General features: G+C 62.2%; 20 protein-coding genes and 1 pseudogene. 9 read left to right on the top strand and 12 right to left on the bottom strand.

What is annotated here, in order from left to right; genetic code table 11:
- Positions 1-23: 23 nt before the first annotated feature.
- From rpoZ to KCG88_RS17750, 3 genes are all read right to left on the bottom strand, one after another.
- Positions 24-287 carry a DNA-directed RNA polymerase subunit omega gene (gene rpoZ / locus KCG88_RS17740; RefSeq protein ID WP_007921129.1) on the bottom strand — a complete coding sequence of 88 codons (264 nt, stop codon included), beginning with the start codon at positions 285-287 and terminating at the stop codon, positions 24-26.
- Positions 288-455: 168 nt separating this feature from the next.
- Complete coding sequence (gmk, locus tag KCG88_RS17745; RefSeq protein ID WP_047289968.1) at positions 456-1076, bottom strand: guanylate kinase; 621 nt, start codon at positions 1074-1076, stop codon at positions 456-458.
- Positions 1077-1086: 10 nt separating this feature from the next.
- Positions 1087-1950, bottom strand: a complete 864-nt coding sequence (locus tag KCG88_RS17750; RefSeq protein WP_210712812.1) for a YicC/YloC family endoribonuclease — start codon at positions 1948-1950, stop codon at positions 1087-1089.
- 272 nt (positions 1951-2222) lie between these two features.
- Between KCG88_RS17750 and rph the strand changes: the two genes are divergently transcribed.
- Complete coding sequence (rph, locus tag KCG88_RS17755) at positions 2223-2945, top strand: ribonuclease PH (RefSeq protein WP_011064229.1); 723 nt, start codon at positions 2223-2225, stop codon at positions 2943-2945.
- Positions 2946-2975: 30 nt separating this feature from the next.
- Positions 2976-3344 carry a DUF4870 domain-containing protein gene (locus KCG88_RS17760; protein WP_011064228.1) on the top strand — a complete coding sequence of 123 codons (369 nt, stop codon included), beginning with the start codon at positions 2976-2978 and terminating at the stop codon, positions 3342-3344.
- Between the two features lie 61 nt (positions 3345-3405).
- On the opposite strand, the gene KCG88_RS17765 is transcribed toward KCG88_RS17760, so the two are convergent.
- Positions 3406-4185, bottom strand: coding sequence for an exodeoxyribonuclease III (locus KCG88_RS17765; RefSeq protein ID WP_011064227.1), 780 nt, complete (start codon positions 4183-4185; stop codon positions 3406-3408).
- An 81-nt stretch (positions 4186-4266) separates the two neighbouring features.
- On the opposite strand from KCG88_RS17765, the gene pyrE reads away from it, so the two are divergent.
- The gene (gene pyrE, locus KCG88_RS17770) at positions 4267-4911 is read left to right on the top strand and encodes an orotate phosphoribosyltransferase (protein ID WP_011064226.1); all 645 of its coding nucleotides are present in this window, start codon (positions 4267-4269) and stop codon (positions 4909-4911) included.
- Between the two features lie 149 nt (positions 4912-5060).
- Here the strand turns inward: pyrE and argB are convergent, their stop codons facing one another.
- From argB to coaBC, 4 genes and pseudogenes are all read right to left on the bottom strand, one after another.
- Complete coding sequence (gene argB / locus KCG88_RS17775) at positions 5061-5966, bottom strand: acetylglutamate kinase (RefSeq protein ID WP_011064225.1); 906 nt, start codon at positions 5964-5966, stop codon at positions 5061-5063.
- A 24-nt stretch (positions 5967-5990) separates the two neighbouring features.
- Positions 5991-7349, bottom strand: a pseudogene (locus tag KCG88_RS17780) (phosphomannomutase/phosphoglucomutase); the annotation flags it as partial.
- 299 nt (positions 7350-7648) lie between these two features.
- On the bottom strand, positions 7649-8104 hold the full coding sequence (gene dut / locus KCG88_RS17785; RefSeq protein WP_025130826.1) for a dUTP diphosphatase: 456 nt from the start codon (positions 8102-8104) through the stop codon (positions 7649-7651).
- Between the two features lie 5 nt (positions 8105-8109).
- Entirely contained in the window at positions 8110-9318 is a 1209-nt protein-coding gene (gene coaBC, locus KCG88_RS17790) for a bifunctional phosphopantothenoylcysteine decarboxylase/phosphopantothenate--cysteine ligase CoaBC (RefSeq protein WP_041120386.1), read from the bottom strand.
- Between the two features lie 132 nt (positions 9319-9450).
- Between coaBC and radC the strand changes: the two genes are divergently transcribed.
- Complete coding sequence (gene radC / locus KCG88_RS17795; RefSeq protein ID WP_210712813.1) at positions 9451-10125, top strand: DNA repair protein RadC; 675 nt, start codon at positions 9451-9453, stop codon at positions 10123-10125.
- A gap of 48 nt (positions 10126-10173) precedes the next feature.
- Here radC and KCG88_RS17800 read toward each other — a convergent pair whose 3' ends face one another.
- The gene (locus KCG88_RS17800) at positions 10174-11757 is read right to left on the bottom strand and encodes an ABC transporter substrate-binding protein (protein WP_011064220.1); all 1584 of its coding nucleotides are present in this window, start codon (positions 11755-11757) and stop codon (positions 10174-10176) included.
- Between the two features lie 475 nt (positions 11758-12232).
- Between KCG88_RS17800 and rpmB the strand changes: the two genes are divergently transcribed.
- Entirely contained in the window at positions 12233-12469 is a 237-nt protein-coding gene (gene rpmB / locus KCG88_RS17805; RefSeq protein WP_011064219.1) for a 50S ribosomal protein L28, read from the top strand.
- Positions 12470-12480: 11 nt separating this feature from the next.
- The gene (gene rpmG, locus KCG88_RS17810; RefSeq protein WP_003177274.1) at positions 12481-12636 is read left to right on the top strand and encodes a 50S ribosomal protein L33; all 156 of its coding nucleotides are present in this window, start codon (positions 12481-12483) and stop codon (positions 12634-12636) included.
- Positions 12637-12694: 58 nt separating this feature from the next.
- On the opposite strand, the gene KCG88_RS17815 is transcribed toward rpmG, so the two are convergent.
- On the bottom strand, positions 12695-13057 hold the full coding sequence (locus tag KCG88_RS17815; protein WP_015637468.1) for a cupin domain-containing protein: 363 nt from the start codon (positions 13055-13057) through the stop codon (positions 12695-12697).
- Between the two features lie 238 nt (positions 13058-13295).
- Between KCG88_RS17815 and KCG88_RS17820 the strand changes: the two genes are divergently transcribed.
- Complete coding sequence (locus KCG88_RS17820) at positions 13296-14789, top strand: aldehyde dehydrogenase (RefSeq protein ID WP_047289958.1); 1494 nt, start codon at positions 13296-13298, stop codon at positions 14787-14789.
- Between the two features lie 127 nt (positions 14790-14916).
- Positions 14917-16062: an MFS transporter gene (locus tag KCG88_RS17825; protein WP_210712814.1), complete on the top strand. Its 1146-nt coding sequence runs from the start codon at positions 14917-14919 to the stop codon at positions 16060-16062.
- A 4-nt stretch (positions 16063-16066) separates the two neighbouring features.
- Here the strand turns inward: KCG88_RS17825 and KCG88_RS17830 are convergent, their stop codons facing one another.
- Positions 16067-17635 (bottom strand): phospholipase D family protein, encoded by a 1569-nt coding sequence (locus KCG88_RS17830; protein ID WP_210712815.1) that lies wholly within the window; start codon positions 17633-17635, stop codon positions 16067-16069.
- A gap of 65 nt (positions 17636-17700) precedes the next feature.
- A complete protein-coding gene (locus tag KCG88_RS17835; protein WP_047338120.1) occupies positions 17701-19125 on the bottom strand; it encodes a PLP-dependent aminotransferase family protein in 1425 nt (474 codons plus the stop codon).
- Positions 19126-19305: 180 nt separating this feature from the next.
- Between KCG88_RS17835 and KCG88_RS17840 the strand changes: the two genes are divergently transcribed.
- A complete protein-coding gene (locus tag KCG88_RS17840) occupies positions 19306-19548 on the top strand; it encodes a DUF1127 domain-containing protein (RefSeq protein WP_047289952.1) in 243 nt (80 codons plus the stop codon).
- Positions 19549-19564 lie beyond the last annotated feature (16 nt).

The raw sequence follows: 19564 nt of genomic DNA on the forward strand, positions 1-19564 counted from the left end.
TGCTACGTCGACCAGGCATAGGCTCAGACGGCCTCGTTGGACTCGTCCTCGAAAGCAGCGAAAAGCGGCTCATCTTCAACGATTTCGGCTTCGGCGATGGCTGCGTAGTCGATCAGGCCTTCAGCGATTTCGCGCAGGGCGACGACGGTTGGCTTGTCGTTTTCCCATGCTACTTTCGGCTCTTTGCCGCCGGTGGCCAGTTGACGGGCACGCTTGGTAGAGAGCATGACCAGCTCAAAGCGGTTATCCACGTGTTCTAGGCAGTCTTCAACGGTTACGCGGGCCATGGTCTTCCTCGTAGCAAATGCAATATGCGCGCTGCCCGGATGGGCGAGCGGACTCAACAGTTTAAAAAATCACCAGCGTTAAGGGAAGCGCTGATTTTTTAACCAAGCTCTTCAACGCGCTGCAAGTGCCAATGTAAAGCGCTTGCAGCGGTTTTGGGAAGTGCTGTTTTAACCCAGGAGTTCAGCCAGCAATTTGCCGAAACGCTGCTGCTGGCGTTTCTGTTGCAGCTGATTGGAGCGGAAAATCGCCTTGAGGTCGCCCAGCGCGTGGGCGAAGTCGTCGTTGATGATCAGATAGTCGTAGTCGACGTAGTGGCTCATTTCGCTGACGGCTTCGCGCATCCGCCCGTCGATGACCTCGTCACTGTCCTGCCCACGGTTGGTCAGGCGCTGGTGCAGGGCTTGCAGGGACGGCGGCAGGATGAAGATCGAACGGGCCTGGGGCATCAGCTTGCGTACCTGTTCCGCGCCTTGCCAGTCGATTTCCAGAATCAGGTCGTGACCTGCGTCCAGGGTTTGCTGCAGGTGGCTTTGCGAGGTGCCGTAGAGATTGCCAAATACTTCGGCGCGCTCCAGGAAGTCTCCGTGCTCACCCATCTTCACGAACGTCTCGCGGGAGACGAAGTGATAGTTCACGCCGTCCACCTCGCCTGGGCGCATGGCACGGGTGGTGTGGGAGACCGAGACGCGAATCTCCGGTTTGGCGTCGGTCAGGGCCTTGACCAGGCTGCTCTTGCCCGCGCCCGACGGGGCGGAAATGATGTACAGGGTGCCGGTGCTGTGGGTCATGTCAGTTGCCTTACTCAATGTTCTGCACTTGTTCGCGCATCTGCTCGATCAACACCTTGAGGTTGACCGCAGCTTGGGTGCTGCGCGGGTCGAAGGCCTTGGAGCCCAGTGTGTTGGCTTCGCGGTTGAGTTCCTGCATCAGGAAGTCCAGGCGCCGCCCGGCCGCGCCGCCGGACTTGAGCACGCGACGTACTTCAATGATGTGGGTGCTCAGGCGGTCCAGTTCTTCGGCGACGTCGCTTTTCTGTGCCAGCAGCACCATCTCCTGTTCGAGACGGGTCGGATCCAGCTCGGCCTGCATGTCGGCGAAGCGGTCGAGGATCTTCTGGCGCTGGGTCGCGAGCATCTGCGGGACCAGTTCACGCAGGGTCGCCACGTCTTCCTCGATGGAGGACAGGCGTTCGTCGATCAGCCTGGCCAGTTCGGCGCCTTCCCGCTCGCGGCCGTTCTTCAGTTCCTTCAAGCCTTGGTTGAACAGGGCCAGGGCGTCATTGTTCAAGGCCTGCGGGTCAGTGGCGTCGGCCACCAGTACGCCCGGCCAGGCCAGGACTTCCAGCGGGTTGAGCGCGGCCGGCTGCTGGATCAGGCTGGCGACGGACTCGGCGGCGGCGACCAGCTGCGCGGCGCGCTCGCGATCCACCTGCAGCGGTTTGCCGGTAGTTTCCTCGATGAAGCGCAAGGTGCACTCGACCTTGCCACGGGACAGGCCCTGGCGCAGGGCTTCGCGGACGGCGCCCTCAAGGTCGCGAAAGGCTTCCGGCAAACGCAGGTGCGGCTCCAGGTAGCGGCTGTTGACCGAGCGTAGTTCCCAGCTCAGGGTGCCCTGAGTGCCAGCCCGTTCTACCCGGGCGAAGGCGGTCATGCTGTGCACCATGGAGGTACCTCCGATTCAGTGCCGGCACCAACCGTGAGGAGGTTGGGCGGGCCTGATAAAGATGAATTGAAGCCGACAGGCTGCGAAGGCGCAGGATTGTAGCGCAGTGCGGTCGGAGCCCCCAAACCCTGGCGCTGCCAATGCATTGCAGCTCGTCGCAACAGGACTTATCTGCGGTGCAAATGCTCCTTTGGCCTTTTTAGGCGTGCCCTGGCGCGGTTGCGGGCTTTATAATGCTCGGCAGTTTTCCGTCCTTGTACAGGTGTTCCCCTATGAAACGTCCAAGTGGTCGCGCCGCCGATCAGCTCCGCTCGATCCGCATCACCCGCAACTACACCAAACACGCCGAGGGATCTGTACTGGTCGAGTTCGGTGATACCAAAGTGATCTGCACGGTCAGCGTCGAGAACGGTGTGCCGCGCTTCCTCAAGGGCCAGGGCCAGGGTTGGCTGACTGCCGAATACGGCATGCTGCCGCGGGCCACCGGTGAGCGTAACCAGCGCGAAGCCAGCCGTGGCAAGCAGGGCGGTCGGACCCTGGAGATCCAGCGTCTGATCGGCCGTTCGCTGCGCGCCGCGCTGGACATGTCCAAGCTGGGCGACGTCACCCTGTATGTCGATTGCGATGTGATCCAGGCCGATGGCGGTACTCGTACCGCATCGATCACCGGCGCCATGGTGGCCCTGGTCGACGCCTTGAAAGTGATCAAGAAGCGCGGTGGCCTCAAAGGCGGCGATCCGCTGAAGCAGATGATTGCCGCGGTATCCGTCGGCATGTACCAGGGTGAACCGGTCCTGGACCTGGATTATCTGGAAGACTCGGCTGCCGAAACCGACCTCAACGTGGTGATGACCAGCACTGGTGGTTTCATCGAAGTGCAGGGCACTGCCGAAGGTGCGCCGTTCCAGCCGGCTGAACTGAATGCGATGCTGGCCCTGGCCCAGCAAGGCATGAACGAGATTTTCCAACTGCAGCAAGCCGCGCTCGCCGATTGATGGGCGCAGGTCTTCAGCAAGGAGAGCACCATGAGTGATGAGCAACTGCCGCTGCCTACGCCGAGCCACGAAGTCCGGCAGTGGGCGATGTTTTGTCACCTGTCCGCCTTGCTGGGGATCTGGGTTCCGTTCGGTACACTGATCGGACCGCTGATTCTCTGGCAGATGAAGCGCGAAACCGATCCCTTTATCGATGCCCAGGGCAAGGAAGCACTGAACTTCCAGCTGACCGTCGCCATCGCGTCGGCGGTGTGCTTCCTGTTGATGATCGTGGTAATCGGGTTCTTTATGTTCGGCCTGCTGGCGATCGGAGCCCTGGTGCTGACCATCATCGGCGGAGTCAAGGCTGGTGAAGGGGTGCCTTATCGCTACCCCTTCACCTGGCGCCTGATCAAGTAGCGCGAGCAAGTACAAAAAAGCCGACAGTGATGTCGGCTTTTTTGTGGCGGTGAAAAAACGCTTAGATGGTCAGCGTCCAGTCATAGTCCACGATCAGCGGTGCGTGCTGCGAGAAGCGTGGCTGGCGCGGCAGGCGAGCGCTGCGGACAAAGCGACGCAGGCCGGGAGTCAGCAACTGGTAGTCGAAACGCCAGCCCAGGTTCAGCATCTCGGCCTGTTCGTTGTCCGGCCACCAGCTGTACTGGTCGCCTTCACGGCTGACTTCACGCAATGCGTCGACATAACCCATGTTGCCAATGATCTCGTCCATCCAGGCACGCTCAGGTGCCAGGAAACCCGGAGATTGCTGGCTGTCGCGCCAGTTCTTGATATCCAGCTTCTGTTGCGCCACGTACAGCGAGCCACAATAAATGTACTCGCGACGTTTGCGTCGCTGTTTATCCAGATAACGGGCGAAGTCGTCCATTAGCTTGAACTTCTGGTTCAAGTCTTCATCGCCGTTCTGCCCTGATGGAAGCAGCAAGGTCGCGATGCTGACCTTGTCGAAATCGGCTTGCAGGTAGCGCCCGTAACGATCGGCTGTCTCGAAGCCGAGGCCGCTGATGACCGCCTTCGGCTGCAACCGCGAATACAAAGCCACACCGCCTTGGGCAGGGACTTCGGCATCGCAGGCATAAAGGAAGTAGCCATCCAGTTGGAAGGCTGGGTCGTCCAGTTCAAAGGCAGAGGCGCGGGTGTCCTGCAGGCAGATGACGTCGGCATTCTGTGCCTGCAGCCAACTGAGCAAACCACGCTCCACTGCAGCCTGAATACCATTGACGTTCACACTGATGATCCGCATAAATGGCCCCAAAAATCACGTGCGTGTATGATACCCGAGCTCTACCTAATTAGCTAAATCCGTGGTATCTGGGGTTTTTTCATGCAGGCGTATCAGCGCGATTTCATTCGTTTTGCCATCGATCGCGGGGTTTTGCGCTTCGGTGAGTTCACCCTGAAGTCCGGGCGCACCAGCCCTTACTTCTTCAATGCCGGCCTGTTCAACAGCGGTTCGGCCCTGGCCCAGCTGGGGCGTTTCTATGCCGCGGCGATCGTCGAAAGCGGCATTCCCTTCGATGTGCTGTTTGGCCCGGCTTATAAAGGCATTCCTCTGGCAGCGGCTACGGCCGTTGCTCTGGCTGAGCATCATCAGCGCGATCTGCCTTGGTGCTTCAACCGCAAGGAAGCCAAGGCGCACGGCGAGGGCGGTAGCCTGGTGGGCGCGCCATTGACCGGCGACGTGCTGATCATTGATGACGTGATCACCGCAGGCACCGCCATTCGCGAGGTGATGCAGATCATCGAGTCCCAGGATGGCGCCAAGGCGGCCGGGGTGTTGATCGCCCTGAACCGTCAGGAGCGCGGCAACGGCGAGCTGTCGGCGATCCAGGAAGTCGAGCGTGACTTCGGTATTCCCGTAGTGAGCATCGTCTCCCTGACCCAGGTCCTGCAGTTCCTGGCGGATGATCCGGCGCTCAAGCAGCATCTGCCCGCAGTGGAAGCCTACCGCGCGCAATACGGAATCTGACCTGTAGGAGCCGGCTTGCGCGAAGAGGCCTTTGGGTCTTGAGTTGCCCGCGTAAGCGCCTTCGCTGGCAAGCCAGCTCCCACAAAGATTGCGTCGATAAAAAAGCCCCCGCCCGGGATCCCGGACGAGGGCTTTTTTGTGCCTGGCGCTTAAGGGCGCTTGCGGTTGCTGATCAGGGTGCCGACACCGGTATCGGTGAAGATCTCCAGCAGGATCGCGTTGGGCACGCGACCGTCGATGATCAGCGAACTGCCGACCCCGCCTTGCACCGCTTCCAGTGCGCAGCGGATTTTCGGCAGCATGCCGCCGTAGATGGTGCCGTCGGCGATCAGCTCGTCGACCTGCTGGGTGCTCAGGCCGGTGAGGACCTTGCCCGACTTGTCCATCAGGCCGGCGATGTTGGTCAGCAGCATCAGCTTTTCGGCTTTCAATGCTTCGGCCACCTTGCCAGCCACCAGGTCGGCGTTGATGTTGTAGGACTCGCCGTTGGCGCCGACCCCGATCGGTGCGATCACCGGGATGAAATCACCCTTGACCAGCAGGTTCAGCAGGTCGGTGTTGATCCCGACCACTTCGCCCACATGGCCGATATCGATGATTTCCGGGGTGGTCATTTCCGGCGTCTGGCGGGTCACGGTGAGTTTTTTCGCCCGGATCAGCTCGGCATCCTTGCCGGTCAGGCCGATGGCGCTGCCGCCGTGACGGTTGATCAGGTTGACGATGTCCTTGTTGACCTGGCCACCGAGGACCATCTCCACCACGTCCATGGTTTGCGCATCGGTCACGCGCATGCCATCGACGAAGTGGCTTTCAATGGAAAGGCGCTTGAGCAGGTCACCGATCTGCGGGCCGCCACCGTGCACCACCACCGGGTTGATCCCGACAGCCTTCATCAGCACGATGTCGCGGGCGAAGCCGGTTTTCAGCTCCTCGCTTTCCATAGCGTTGCCGCCGTACTTGATCACCAGGGTCTTGCCGACATAGCGGCGAATATAAGGCAGCGCTTCGGATAGGACCTTGGCGGTATTGGCGGCGGCATCGCGTTCGATGGTCATTCAGGGCTCCGGTGCTTCAAACAGTCAAAACGGTAGTTGGAGATCGGGTGCAACACGTTTCAGCTGGACGTGGAACACGTCCTTAATCCGCTGCAGCTCGGCTTCGTCATCGGCCTCAAAGCGCAGCACCAGCACAGGGGTGGTGTTGGAGGCGCGAACCAGGCCCCAGCCCTTGGCATAGTCGACCCGCACCCCGTCAATGGTGGTCAGGTCGGCGCCTGCGCCCCACTGCGCGTCGTGCAGGGCGTCAATGATGCTGAATTTGCTCTCTTCGGTCACATGGATATTGATTTCCGGCGTAGAAATATCGTTCGGGAAGGTCGCGAACAGCTCTTGCGCGGTGGATTTTTCCTTGCTGAGTATCTCCAGCAACCGTGCGGCGCTATAAATGCCGTCGTCAAAGCCGAACCAGCGTTCCTTGAAGAACACATGGCCGCTCATTTCGCCGGCCAGCAGAGCACCGGTCTGCTTCATTTTCTTTTTGATCAACGAGTGACCGGTCTTCCACATTAGCGGGCGACCGCCATATTCCTTGATCAGCGGAATCAGGCGTCGGGTGCATTTGACGTCGAAGATGATCTCCGCATCCGGATTGCGCGCCACTACGTCCTTGGCGAACAGCATCAGCAGGCGGTCGGGGAAGACGATGCTGCCGGTGTTGGTCACCACGCCGACGCGGTCGCCGTCGCCATCGAAGGCCAGGCCCAGGTCGGCGCCGGTTTCCTTGACCTTGGCAATCAGGTCCTCGAGGTTCTCGGGCTTGCCCGGATCCGGGTGGTGGTTGGGGAAGTTGCCGTCCACTTCGCAGAACAGCGGGATGACTTCGCAGTTCAGCGCTTCGATCAATTGCGGGGCAATCACCCCGGCGGCGCCGTTGCCGCAATCCACCACGACTTTCAGGCGTCGGGCCAGCTTGACGTCACGGATGATCTCCTCGGCGTAGCGCGGCAGGATGTCGACCTGGGTGACGCTGCCCTGGGCGCTGCTCAGGTTGTTGCTCTTGAGGCGCTCGTGCAGGGCCTGGATCTGTTCATTGGCCAGGGTGTCGCCGGCGATGACGATCTTGAAACCGTTGTAGTTCGAGGGGTTGTGGCTGCCGGTGAGCATCACGCCGGACTTGCCGGCCAGTACGTTGGCCGCGTAATACAGGGCCGGGGTCGGCACCAGGCCGACGTCGCTGACGTGGCAGCCACTGTCGTGCAGGCCCTGGATCAGTTGCGCCACCAGTTCCGGCCCGGACAGGCGGCCATCGCGGCCCACGGAGACGTTCGGTTCACCCTGGGCCAGGCTCTGGGAGCCGATGGCGCGACCGATCCAGTAGGCGGTTTCAGCGGTCAGGGTTTGCGGTACAACGCCGCGGATGTCGTAGGCGCGGAAGATGCTGTCGGGGAATTTCGGGGCGACTTTAGCTGCGTTGCTCATCACTGAGGGTGCTCCATCTGAAGGGGTGCAGTACGGCCGTGGGAGGATAGGCCGGCAGGCTCAAACTGAAGGGTATGACGGCGTTTTCAGCATAGAGTTCGTACTGCGAAAGTGCCATCTGACGGGCTCCGCCCTCTCCAGAACCGGTCAGCAGCCCGGCCTGGCGGGGGGCAGAGGCCCTGCAAAAAATGCGGGTGCTCGGTCCTTGATTGCTATCGCAAGGGGTCGGAGCAGGCAGGCTGCCCACTCCGAGAGGTAGATCAGTGGCTGCCGGAGTGGCCGAAGCCGCCTGCGCCACGCTGGCTTTCATCAAAGGCCTCGACCACTTCGAAATGCGCCTGGACCACAGGCACCAGCACCAGCTGGGCGATGCGCTCGCCGACGGCGATGTTGAAGGCGGTCTGGCCACGGTTCCAGCAGGACACCATCAGTTCGCCCTGGTAGTCCGAGTCGATCAGCCCCACCAGATTGCCCAGCACGATGCCGTGTTTATGGCCCAGGCCGGAGCGCGGCAGGATCAGCGCCGCCAGGCCCGGATCACCGATGTACACCGACAGGCCGGTAGGAATCAGCAAGGTCTGGCCCGGTTCCAGGACGGTGTCTTCCTTGAGCATGGCCCGCAGGTCTAGGCCGGCGGAGCCCGGCGTGGCGTACTGCGGCAGGGGGAATTCGTTGCCGATGCGTGGGTCGAGGATCTTGGCTTGTAAAGCGTGCATGCGAGTTAAACCTGGTTCAGCCGTTCGGCGATAAAAGAGATCAGCTGGCGGGCAATCTTGCCCTTGCTGGTCTGGGCGAAGAGAGTTGCGTGCAACTCCCGGTCAATCACGCTGCAGGCGTTTTCCTCGCTGTTGAAGCCAATGCTCGGGTTGGCCACGTCGTTGGCGACGATCAGGTCGAGGTTCTTGTCCTTCAATTTGCGTGCAGCGTAGTCGAGCAAGTTTTCGGTTTCTGCGGCGAAACCGACACTGAAGGGCCGATCGGGACGGCTGGCAATGGTGGCCAGGATGTCCGGGTTGCGCACCATCTGCAGCAACAGGCCGTCACCTTTCGTAGGGTCTTTCTTTAATTTCTGTGGGGCGACGACTTCCGGCCGGTAGTCCGCGACCGCCGCAGAGGCGATGAAAACGTCGCATGGGATCGCCGATTCACAGGCCGCGAGCATGTCCCGGGCGCTGACAACGTCGATCCGCGTGACTCTATCGGGGGTTGGCAGGTGTACTGGCCCTGTGATCAGGGTCACCCGGGCACCGGCTTCAACCGCGGCCTCGGCCAGGGCGAAGCCCATTTTTCCTGAGCTATGGTTGGTGATGTAGCGTACCGGGTCGATGTTTTCCTGGGTCGGCCCGGCGGTAATCAACAGGTGCTTGCCGGTCAGCGCCAGATGCTGGAAGCAATCGGCGGCGCACTGGGCCAGGTCGTTGGCCTCCAGCATGCGGCCCAGGCCGACATCGCCACAGGCCTGGCTGCCGGAAGCCGGGCCGAAGACCTTCAGGCCACGGCTTTGCAGCAGTTGGGTGTTGGCTTGGGTGGCAGGGTCGCGCCACATGGCCTGATTCATCGCCGGGGCGACGGCGACGATGGCATCGGTGGCCAGCACCAGGGTGGTCAGCAGGTCGTCGGCGATGCCCTGGGCCAGGCGGGCAATCAGGTCCGCGGTGGCTGGCGCGATCAGCACCAGGTCGGCCCACTTGGCCAGCTCGATATGGCCCATGGCGGCTTCGGCAGCCGGGTCCAGCAGGTCGAGGTGGACCGGGTGCCCGGAAAGCGCTTGCATGGTCAGCGGGGTAATGAATTCACTGCCGCCCCGGGTCATGACCACGCGCACTTCGGCGCCCTGGTCGAGGAGTCGGCGAACCAGCTCCGCGCTCTTGTAGGCGGCAATGCCGCCGCCGACGCCGAGCACGATGCGTTTCCGATACAGCCGCTGCATAGGCCTGTCTTTCCGTTCAGTGATTGCTGCGTGGCATGCCCCCTCCCCAGGTGAAATACCACGCAAAAAAGAGGGGGCTAAGATAGCACAGCGCCCGCTGTCGAACAGCGGCGCCATGCACAGGGAGGTGTGATGAGTATTCGTGACTGGCCCGCGGCGGAGCGTCCGCGGGAACGGCTTCTGGAGCAGGGCACCATCCGCCTTTCCGACGCCGAGCTACTGGCTATTTTCCTGCGCACCGGGGTGGCCGGTAAGAGCGCGGTGGACCTGGCGCGGCATCTGTTGCGGCGCTTTGGCAGCCTGCGCGGGCTGCTGGAGGCCGATCAACTGACCTTCACCCGCCAGTTGGGGCTGGGCCCGGCCAAGTACGCCTTGTTGCAGGCGGTGCTGGAAATGGCCCGCCGACATCTGGCGGAGAAACTGCATCGCCAGTCCGCGTTGGAGAACCCGCTGGTGGTGCGCGATTACCTGAAGTCGATGCTGCGCCACGAGCCCCATGAAGTGTTCGGTTGCCTGTTTCTCGACACGCGGCATCGCGTATTGACTTTCGAAGTGCTGTTTCAGGGCTCCATCGACAGCACCACGGTGTACCCGCGGCAGGTGATCAAGCGCGCCTTGGCGCACAACGCGGCGGCGGTGATCCTCTGCCACAACCATCCGTCAGGCATTTGCGAGCCCAGCCCGGCCGATCGGGTGGTGACCCGTCGTTTGCAGGAGGCACTGGAGTTGATCGATGTGCGGGTGCTGGACCACTTCATCGTGGGGGAGGGCGACCCGCTGTCGATGGCCGAGTACGGCTGGATCTGAATGCAGCAGGCTTCAAGGCCAGGGTGGGCCTTGAAGCCTGCCGGCGGGTCACTTGATGCTGACTTTCGAATAGTCCTGGCGCCCGAAGGGGCTCACCTGGTAGCCCTCGACCTGCTTGCGGGTCAGGGCGAAAGCGGTCGGGTGTGCCAGGGGCAGCCACAGCGCCTGCTGCTGGATCTGGGTCTGGGCCTGTTGGTACAGCTTGCTGCGCACACCCTGTTCGCTGGTGGTCTTGCCGGCCGTGATCAACTTGTCCAGGTTCTGGTCGCAGTAGCGGGCGAAGTTGGTGCCGGACTTGACGGCGGCGCAGGTGAACTGTGGTGAGAGGAAGTTATCCGGGTCGCCGTTGTCGCCTGCCCAGCCCATGAATAGCAGGTCGTGCTCGCCAGCCTTGGCGCGGCGGATCAGTTCACCCCATTCGATCACGCGGATTTCCGCCTGGATCCCCACTTGGGCCAGGTCCGATTGCAGCAACTGCGCGCCCAGGCTGGGGTTGGGGTTGAGCAGGCTGCCAGAAGGGCGGGTCCAGATGGTGGTCTGGAAGCCGTTCTTCAGGCCAGCCTTGGCCAGCAGTTGGCGAGCTTTTTCCGGGTCGTGGGCGTACCCGGGCAGGTCCTTGGCGTAGCTCCAGGTATTGGGTGGGTAAGGGCCGTTGGCGGCTTCGGCGGTGCCTTCAAAGACCGCCTTGAGGTAGCTGCCCTTGTCGAAGGCCAGGTTGATTGCCTGGCGTACCTCGGGTTTGTCCAGGGGGGGGTGCTGGCTGTTGATGGCGACGAAGGCGGTCATGAAGGCTGCGGTGTGCTCGACCTTCAGTGCCGGATCCTCGCTGGCGGCCTGGACATCCAGGGGCTTGGGCGACAGTGCGATCTGGCACTCGTTGCGGCGCAGCTTCTGCAGGCGCACGTTGGCATCCGGGGTGATGGCAAAGATCAGCGAGTCGACCGCCGGCTTGCCGGCAAAGTAGTCGCGGTTGGCCTTGTAGCGGATCGAGGCGTCTTTCTGGAAGCGCCCGAAGATGAACGGGCCGCTGCCGATCGGCTGGCTGTTGAGCTTCTCCGGGGTGCCGGCCTTGAGCAGTTGCTCGGCGTACTCCGCCGAATAGATCGAGGCGAAGCCCATGCTCAAGGTGGCGAGGAAGGTCGAATCGGCGTGGTCCAGGGTAAAGCGTACGGTCAGCGGGTCCAGGGCATCGATCTTCTTGATCAGGCTGGGCAACTGCAGGGATTGGGCGTGGGGAAAGCCGCTCTGGGCGATCTTGTGCCACGGATGGGCCGGATCGAGCATGCGCTCGAAGCTGAACTTGACGTCTTCGGCGGTCAGCTCGCGGCTGGGGTTGAAATACTCGGTGCGGTGGAACTTGACCTTGGGGTGCAGCTTGAACACGTAGGTCAGGCCGTCGGCAGAGACCTCCCAGCTGTCGGCAAGGCTGGGGACTACCTTGCCGCTATCGGCGTCGAACTCCACCAGGCGGTTCATCAGCACGTCGGCGGATGCGTTGGTGGTGGTCAGTGAGTTGTACTGCACCACGTCGAAGCCCTCCGGGCTGGCTTCGGTGCAGACGCTCAACGCGGCAGCCTGGGCCAGGGGGCTCAGGAGAGGGGCGAGCAGGAGCGGGAGGGCGGCAAGGCGCATGGTCGGGTTCCTTGTGCAGATCGAAAGCCCATCTGCGAGTGCAGTCTGGAAATGCCTTACCCTAGTGACCTCTTTGTAAAATGACTATCCCTTTTGTATCGGGTGACGAAACCTCGTGCTAGGCCGGGGTTCCTGGCGTGATTTTCCGCAGGCATGACCGCGCTCAATGGCGGTTTTGTGCCTGGGCTTTCGGGAGAAATATATTCTGCGACGAGCGGTAGATTTCTGCGGTAGCCTTTGCCGCAGGCGTCCGGCGCAAGAAAATCAGGACTTTTCGTCATCCTGGGCACAGCGGTTGTTGTTGCTCTGGGGTCTTTCTGGTATAAAGCAGCGCTCTTTTCTAGGGGCCCGGTTCCTTCGCTTGTAGGTGTAGCCGGTAAGACCCTAAAGAAACGCGGCGCCTGGCGCCAAATGACTGAGAGATTAAGCGGCCAACCCATGCCGGGTTGGGCATGTGGTTTTAGAGGGCTGAGGCATGTCTAGAGTCTGTCAAGTTACCGGTAAGGGTCCGGTGACTGGGAATAACATTTCCCACGCAAACAACAAAACCCGTCGTCGTTTCCTGCCGAACCTGCAGCATCACCGCTTCTGGGTTGAGTCCGAGAAACGTTTTGTGCGTCTGCGCGTATCTGCCAAAGGCATGCGTATCATCGACAAGCGCGGCATTGATGTCGTGCTGGCCGAAATCCGTCGCGATGGCGGCAAGGTTTAAGGGAGCTAATCATGCGTGAATTGATTCGTTTGATCTCGAGCGCCGGTACTGGTCACTTCTACACTACCGACAAGAACAAGCGTACTACTCCGGACAAAATCGAGATCAAGAAATATGATCCGGTTGTTCGCAAGCACGTGATCTACAAGGAAGGCAAAATCAAGTAATTGATTTTTCTTCTGACAAAAAAACCCGCCTTCAAGCGGGTTTTTTTGTGCCCGGGATTCAGGCTTTCTGTTCGAAGGCTACATAGACCTTGCGGCAGGGTTCCAGCACTTCCCAGGTGCCCTTGAAGCCGGCCGGGATCACGAAGCGGTCGCCGACCCGCAGAGTCTTGGCGTTGCCGTCGTGATCACGCAGTACCGATACGCCCTGGAGGATCTCGCAGTATTCGTGTTCGGTGAAGTTCACCGTCCACTGGCCTACGGCGCCTTCCCAGATCCCGGCATTGAGCTGGCCGCACGGGCTGGCGTAATGGTTGAACACCGCCTGCTCGGGGTCGCCCTTGAGGATTTTTTCCGCAGCGGGGCGGTAGCGTTCGCCCTCGGTGGTGGCCTGGCTGAAGTCGACGACGTTGTGGATGCTCATTGTTGTATTCCCCCGTGATTGCGGCGCGAGTGGCTATGAAGGCCAAAGTCTATGTTTATTAAAATGCACATAGCAATGGCGTTTGCCCGGGCTTTGTCAAATATATTGAAAGTACAGGTGTCGCTGGTTTAGGGTGGCGGGTGCCTTTGGCCGAAAACAGGCTGGCCGGGCAGAATTCTTCAGCGGTGCCGGCGTAGTTCGCATGGCGCTTGTATACAAATAAGAGGAGGACACTCGTATGACCACCCTGACTCGTGCCGACTGGGAACAACGTGCCCGCGACCTGAAAATCGAAGGTCGCGCGTACATCAACGGCGAATACACCGCATCGGCTTCCAATGACACCTTCGAATGCATCAGCCCGGTAGACGGTCGAGTACTGGCGACCATCGCCAGCTGCGATGCCGCCGATGCCCAGCGCGCCGTGGAAAACGCCCGCGCCACGTTCAATTCCGGCGTCTGGTCGCGCCTGGCGCCGGCCAAGCGCAAGTCGGTGATGATCCGCTTTGCCGGCCTGTTGAAGCAGCACGCTGAAGAACTCGCGCTCCTGGAAACCCTGGACATGGGCAAGCCCATCAGCGACTCCCTGGATATCGACGTTCCCGGCGCCGCCCAGGCCCTGAGCTGGAGCGGCGAGGCCATCGACAAGATCTACGATGAGGTCGCTGCCACCCCTCACGACCAGTTAGGCCTGGTCACCCGCGAGCCGGTAGGCGTGGTCGCGGCCATCGTGCCGTGGAACTTCCCCCTGATGATGGCTTGCTGGAAACTGGGCCCGGCGCTGTCCACCGGTAACTCGGTGATCCTCAAGCCTTCGGAAAAATCCCCGCTGACCGCCATCCGCATCGCTGCTCTGGCAGTGGAAGCCGGGATTCCGGCGGGCGTGTTCAACGTACTGCCAGGTTACGGCCACACCGTCGGCAAGGCCCTGGCCCTGCACATGGACGTGGACACCCTAGTGTTCACCGGTTCCACCAAGATCGCCAAGCAGCTGCTGGTCTACTCCGGCGAATCCAACATGAAGCGCGTGTGGCTGGAAGCTGGCGGCAAGAGCCCGAACATCGTGTTCGCCGATGCTCCGGACCTGCAGGCCGCCGCCGAATCCGCCGCCAGCGCCATTGCCTTCAACCAGGGCGAAGTCTGCACCGCCGGCTCGCGCCTGCTGGTGGAGCGCTCCATCAAGGACAAGTTCCTGCCGCTGGTGATCGAGGCGCTCAAGGGCTGGAAGCCGGGCAACCCGCTGGACCCGGCCACCAACGTCGGTGCCCTGGTGGACACCCAGCAGATGAACACCGTGCTGTCCTACATCGAAGCCGGGCATGCCGATGGCGCCAAGCTGGTGGCCGGTGGCAAGCGCACCCTGGAAGAAACCGGTGGCACCTACGTCGAGCCGACCATTTTCGATGGTGTCAGCAACGCGATGAAAATTGCCCAGGAAGAGATCTTCGGCCCTGTACTGTCGGTGATTGCCTTCGACAGCGTGGAAGAGGCGATCCAGATTGCCAACGACACGCCTTACGGCCTGGCAGCTGCGGTGTGGACCGCCAACATCTCCAAGGCCCACCAGACCGCCAAGGCCCTGCGTGCCGGCAGCGTCTGGGTCAACCAATACGACGGCGGCGACATGACCGCGCCGTTCGGCGGCTTCAAGCAGTCGGGCAACGGTCGCGACAAGTCGCTGCATGCGTTCGACAAGTACACCGAGCTGAAAGCCACCTGGATCAAGCTCTGAGTCTTGTCGCTTGAGGCGGGGCAGTGCCCCGCCTGACGTCGATCCATAGCGCAGCCGGACTTTCCGCAAGGGGAGTCCGGCTGTGTTGTCTGTGCCATGTTAAACAATGATCCACAGGAGCGTGGAAATGCGTTGGGCGACCTATTTCGCCGTTTTGGCCGCAGTCCTGAGTGTCGGCCTGGCCCTGGGCGTGACCATGCCCCTGGTGTCATTTCGTCTCGAAAGCTGGGGCTACGGGCCTTTTGCAATTGGTGTGGTGGCGGCGATGCCGGCCATTGGCGTGTTGCTCGGGGCGAAGATCTCCAGCCGCCTGGCGGCGCGCTTCGGCACCGCCAGCCTGATGCGCCTGTGCCTGTGGGGTGGGGCGATCTCCATTGCCTTGCTGGCGCTGCTGCCCAGCTATCCGTTGTGGTTGGTGCTGCGCCTGATACTGGGAGTGGTCCTGACCATCATCTTCATTCTGGGGGAAAGCTGGATCAATCAGCTGGTGGTGGAGCAGTGGCGTGGCCGGCTGGTGGCGCTGTATGGCGCAAGCTATGCCTTGAGCCAGTTGGCCGGGCCGCTGCTGTTGGGCTTGCTGGGTACTGAGCATGATTACGGCTTCTGGACCGCGGTGGGTTTGCTGGTGGCATCACCGCTCCTGCTGTTGGGGCGCAGCGGGGCGCCGAGCACCGAGTCGTGCAGCGTGACCCTGTTTGACCTGTGGCACTTCTGTCAGAAGTTGCCGGCGATTGCCTGGGCAGTTGCATTGTTCGCTACTTTCGAGGCGCTGATTCTGACCCTGCTGCCGGTGTATTGCCTGAGCCAGGGGTTCACCGAAGACATTGCCCTGGCCATGGTCAGCACCGTGGTGGTGGGGGATGCACTTTTGCAGTTGCCGATTGGCGCCCTGGCGGATCGGATTTCCCGGCGCGGCCTGTTCACCGGCTGCGCGGTGATCCTGCTGTGTTCCAGCCTGGCCATTCCGCTGTTGCTGGGCACCGTGCTGATCTGGCCGCTGTGGGTGCTGTTCGGGGCCAGCGCCGGGGGCTTGTTCACCTTGTCGCTGATCCTGATCGGGGAGCGTTACCGCGATGACGCCCTGGTGCGGGCCAATGCCCATGTGGCGCAGCTCTGGGGCATCGGTTGCCTGATCGGGCCGCTGGTGGCAGGGGCCGGCAGCCAGTGGGTCAGCGGCCACGCCATGTTGCTGCTGGTGGCGGCCGGAGCTTTTGGCTTGCTTGTCCTGCTGCTGCGCCAGGGGGCTTTTGGCGAAGCCCAGGCTGCGTTGTAGCCACTCAGAGCATGCGTTCCAGGCCGATGCGGGTGCTCAGCCAGGCATTGAAGCGGCGCCACCAGTTGCCGGGTTCATGGCCCAGGCTGTGCAACTGGCCCTGGTCCTCGGTCACCCAGGCCAGCTTGCCGTCCAGCAGCTTGACCTGGTAGCTCAGGGCCGGCGCCATCCCCTGCAGCGCCAGGGCGCGGACATGTTCGGCCAGCTCGGGGCTGTCCACCAGCACCCCGACCTCGGTATTCCACAGCACCGAGCGGGGGTCGAAGTTGAACGAGCCGATGAAGCTCTTTCGTCGGTCGAAGATCATCGCCTTGCTGTGCAGGCTGGAGTCGGAGCCCTTGTAGGAGCCGCTGTGGAACAGGTGCGGCCCGCTGCCGCCGCGCTCGCCGGGTTGCCGGCGCAGTTCGTAGAGCTTCACTCCATGTTCCAGCAGTGCCTTGCGATAGGGCGCATAGCCGCCATGCACCACTGGCACGTCGGTGGCTTCCAGGGAGTTGGTCAACAGGCTCACCGAAACCCCGGCGTCCGCGCGCCCGGTCAGGTACACCAGCCCGGGTTGCCCCGGTACGAAGTAGGCCGAGATCATGATCAGCTCCTTGCCGACCCCGCTCAGCTCCGGTGCCAGCTGGGTGGTGAGCAGCAGGTGCGGGTCGGGGTCGCCCTTGGCCAGGACCTTGGTCGGAGCGTCCCACAGGGCCTGGTTCCAGGCCCAGATCAGTTCCTTGCGCCAGATGTCCATGCGCGGCTGGGTCTGGTAGGTCATCAGTTGCCGGTACAGCGCCTGGTTCTGTCGGCGGCTGTCCTGCAAGGATTCCTCGAGGCGCAGCCGGGTGTTGTCCAGCGCCTTGGTGGAAGGTGTGCTGGACAGGAACTCGCCGATGGGGCGGCTCAGGGCGCTGTTCCAGTACTGGTCGAAGCTGTGGCCCAGTTGCTCGGCCACCGGCCCCACGCTGAACATGTCGATGTCGGTGAAATTCAGATTAGGCTCGGCATCGAAATATTCATCCCCCAGGTTGCGCCCGCCGACGATGGCCACGCTGTTGTCTGCCAGCCAGAGCTTGTTATGCATTCGCCGATGCTGCTGCGACAGGTTGAACAGGCGGCCCATGCCCCGGGTCAGGCCGGTGCTGCGGCCCAGGTGCAGCGGGTTGAACAGGCGGATCTGGATCTGCGGGTGGGCGGCCAGGGTAGCGATGATCTGGTCCAGGCCGTCGCTGGTGGTGTCGTCCAGCAGGATGCGTACCCGCACGCCACGGTCGGCGGCCTTGAGCAGCTCATCCACCAGCATGCGGGTGCTGATGCCGTCGTGGACGATGTAGTACTGCAGGTCGAGGCTGCTTTGCGCGTTGCGGATCAGCTCGGCGCGGGCCATGAACGCCTCGGTACTGTTGGGCAGCAGGCGAAAGCCGGAACGCCCCTGGTAGGGTGCGGCCTGGGCCCGGATCGACTGGGCAAAGCCCGAATCGCGGGCGGGCAGGGCCTGGCTGGGTTGGTACGGCACCTCGCGGGTAGCGCAGCCGCCCAGCCCGAGGCTCAGCAGCAGAAGCCAGGTGAAGGCCTGTATAGGGTTCAAGTCAGGTCATCTCGCATCACGGCACGGGTTGGCATGGGACGGCTGGCTTCCTGCTGCGGATCGGGTCAGTCCGAGGTTTCACTGAGCAGCTTGATGGCTGCAGCGCCGACCTTGCGTACCGCGTCTTCGATCTGCGCGGTTGGCTTGGCAGCGTAGTTCATCCGCAGGCAATTGCGGTACTTGCCCGAGGCGGAAAAGATGCTGCCCACGGCAATCTGCACCCCTTGCTCGAGCAGCACTCGGTTGAGCTTCAGAGCATCAAAGCCCTCGGGGAGTTCGATCCACAGCATGAAACTGCCCTGTGGTCGGCTGGCGCGAGTGCCGGCGGGGAAGTAGCGGCTGACCCAATCGAGCATCAGGTCGCGATTGCGCTGGTATTGGGTGCGCATCTTGCGCAAATGCGGTTCGAAGTGGCCGCTCTTGAGAAACTCGGCGATGGCTACCTGGGGCTGCGGGGCCGTGGAGCCGGTGCTGATGTATTTCATGTGCAGTACACGTTCCAGGTAGCGACCGGGCGCCACCCAGCCGATGCGCAGGCCTGGGGCCAGGGTTTTCGAGAACGAGCTGCACAGCAGCACCCGGCCATCATCGTCGAAGGACTTGATGGTGCGCGGGCGCGGGTAGGTGTAGGCCAGTTCGCCATACACATCGTCTTCGATGATCGCCACGTCGAAGCGCTGGGCCAGGGTCAGCAGTGCCCGCTTGCGCGGCTCCGGCATGATGTAGCCCAGGGGGTTGTTGCAGTTGGGCGTCAACTGTATGGCCTTGATCGGCCACTGTTCCAAAGCCAGCTCCAGGGCTTCCAGGCTGATTCCGGTAATGGGGTCGGTGGGGATCTCCAGGGCCTTCATGCCCAGGCCCTTGAGGGTCTGCATGGCGCCGTGGAAGCTAGGCGAGTCCACGGCGACGATATCCCCCGGCTCGCAGATGGCGCGAATGCTGGTGGATAGCGCCTCGTGGCAGCCGGTGGTAATCACCAGGTCACCGGCCCCCAACTGGCAGCCGGAATCGAGCATCAGCCGCGCGACCTGCTCGCGCAGTGCCAGCACGCCGTAGATGTTGTCGTAGTGCAGGCCTGGCATGTCCTGGTGCCGGCTTAGGCGCGCCAGGGCCCGGAGCAGAGGCTTGAGGGTGGGCGTGGTGATGTCCGGCATGCCTCGGCCCAGTTGCACCACGTCCTTGCGCGGTACGGCGCGAATCAGTTCCAGCACCTGGTCCCACTGCGAGATCTCTACCGGCCGCTGGGCCGGGCGGCCGACGGCGGGCAGGGCGGGCAGTTCGCGGCTGGGCGGCACGAAGTAGCCGGACTTGGGCTTGGGCATCGCCAGGCCGTTGTCTTCCAGCAGGCGATAGGCCTGCTGCACGGTACTGAGGCTGACCCCGTGCTCGACGCTCAGGGCGCGCACTGAGGGCAGTCGATCTCCGGGGCGGTAGAAGCCCTGTTCAATGCGGGTGCCCAGAAGTTCGGCGAGGTTGACGTAGAGGGTCATGGCATTGGCTCGTAGTGGGGGACGCGAGGACCGGTACAGATGGGGCAAAAATACAGGATTCAGCAGGATTTTTGGCAAAACTGTATGGAGTTAATACCGCTGTATTGAGTCTGTAATGGTTTTTGCGCACCAAGCATCCTATTGGCTCATGGCAACTTTGAGCAAACAGGAGCAATACAGATGAACGGCTTGAGCGATGTGCGGCTGTCGTTACGCGGTCAGGAGCTGGAGGCGGAGCATGAAGGGTCGGCGGCGGCTCTGCCGCGCAGCGCGCCGTCAGGCTTGGGCACCTGGGGCCTGTACTGGCATCGGCTGCGCACCCGCAAGGCATTGCTGGAGTTGACTGCCGAGCAGTTGCGCGATGTCGGATTGAACCCTGAGCAAGCGCGGGCCGAGGGCCTCAAGCCATTCTGGCGGCTGTGACCGGCAGCGCTTGGCT

It is taken from the genome of Pseudomonas sp. MWU349, from assembly GCF_017947325.1.
Classification (GTDB): domain Bacteria; phylum Pseudomonadota; class Gammaproteobacteria; order Pseudomonadales; family Pseudomonadaceae; genus Aquipseudomonas; species Aquipseudomonas protegens.

Coding starts and splice junctions, on each gene's coding strand:
- rpoZ (WP_007921129.1), bottom strand. CDS start 287: ATGGCCCGCGTAACCGTTGAAGACTGCCTAGAACACGTGGATAACCGC.
- gmk (WP_047289968.1), bottom strand. CDS start 1,076: ATGACCCACAGCACCGGCACCCTGTACATCATTTCCGCCCCGTCGGGC.
- KCG88_RS17750 (WP_210712812.1), bottom strand. CDS start 1,950: ATGGTGCACAGCATGACCGCCTTCGCCCGGGTAGAACGGGCTGGCACT.
- rph (WP_011064229.1), top strand. CDS start 2,223: ATGAAACGTCCAAGTGGTCGCGCCGCCGATCAGCTCCGCTCGATCCGC.
- KCG88_RS17760 (WP_011064228.1), top strand. CDS start 2,976: ATGAGTGATGAGCAACTGCCGCTGCCTACGCCGAGCCACGAAGTCCGG.
- KCG88_RS17765 (WP_011064227.1), bottom strand. CDS start 4,185: ATGCGGATCATCAGTGTGAACGTCAATGGTATTCAGGCTGCAGTGGAG.
- pyrE (WP_011064226.1), top strand. CDS start 4,267: ATGCAGGCGTATCAGCGCGATTTCATTCGTTTTGCCATCGATCGCGGG.
- argB (WP_011064225.1), bottom strand. CDS start 5,966: ATGACCATCGAACGCGATGCCGCCGCCAATACCGCCAAGGTCCTATCC.
- dut (WP_025130826.1), bottom strand. CDS start 8,104: ATGCACGCTTTACAAGCCAAGATCCTCGACCCACGCATCGGCAACGAA.
- coaBC (WP_041120386.1), bottom strand. CDS start 9,318: ATGCAGCGGCTGTATCGGAAACGCATCGTGCTCGGCGTCGGCGGCGGC.
- radC (WP_210712813.1), top strand. CDS start 9,451: ATGAGTATTCGTGACTGGCCCGCGGCGGAGCGTCCGCGGGAACGGCTT.
- KCG88_RS17800 (WP_011064220.1), bottom strand. CDS start 11,757: ATGCGCCTTGCCGCCCTCCCGCTCCTGCTCGCCCCTCTCCTGAGCCCC.
- rpmB (WP_011064219.1), top strand. CDS start 12,233: ATGTCTAGAGTCTGTCAAGTTACCGGTAAGGGTCCGGTGACTGGGAAT.
- rpmG (WP_003177274.1), top strand. CDS start 12,481: ATGCGTGAATTGATTCGTTTGATCTCGAGCGCCGGTACTGGTCACTTC.
- KCG88_RS17815 (WP_015637468.1), bottom strand. CDS start 13,057: ATGAGCATCCACAACGTCGTCGACTTCAGCCAGGCCACCACCGAGGGC.
- KCG88_RS17820 (WP_047289958.1), top strand. CDS start 13,296: ATGACCACCCTGACTCGTGCCGACTGGGAACAACGTGCCCGCGACCTG.
- KCG88_RS17825 (WP_210712814.1), top strand. CDS start 14,917: ATGCGTTGGGCGACCTATTTCGCCGTTTTGGCCGCAGTCCTGAGTGTC.
- KCG88_RS17835 (WP_047338120.1), bottom strand. CDS start 19,125: ATGACCCTCTACGTCAACCTCGCCGAACTTCTGGGCACCCGCATTGAA.
- KCG88_RS17840 (WP_047289952.1), top strand. CDS start 19,306: ATGAACGGCTTGAGCGATGTGCGGCTGTCGTTACGCGGTCAGGAGCTG.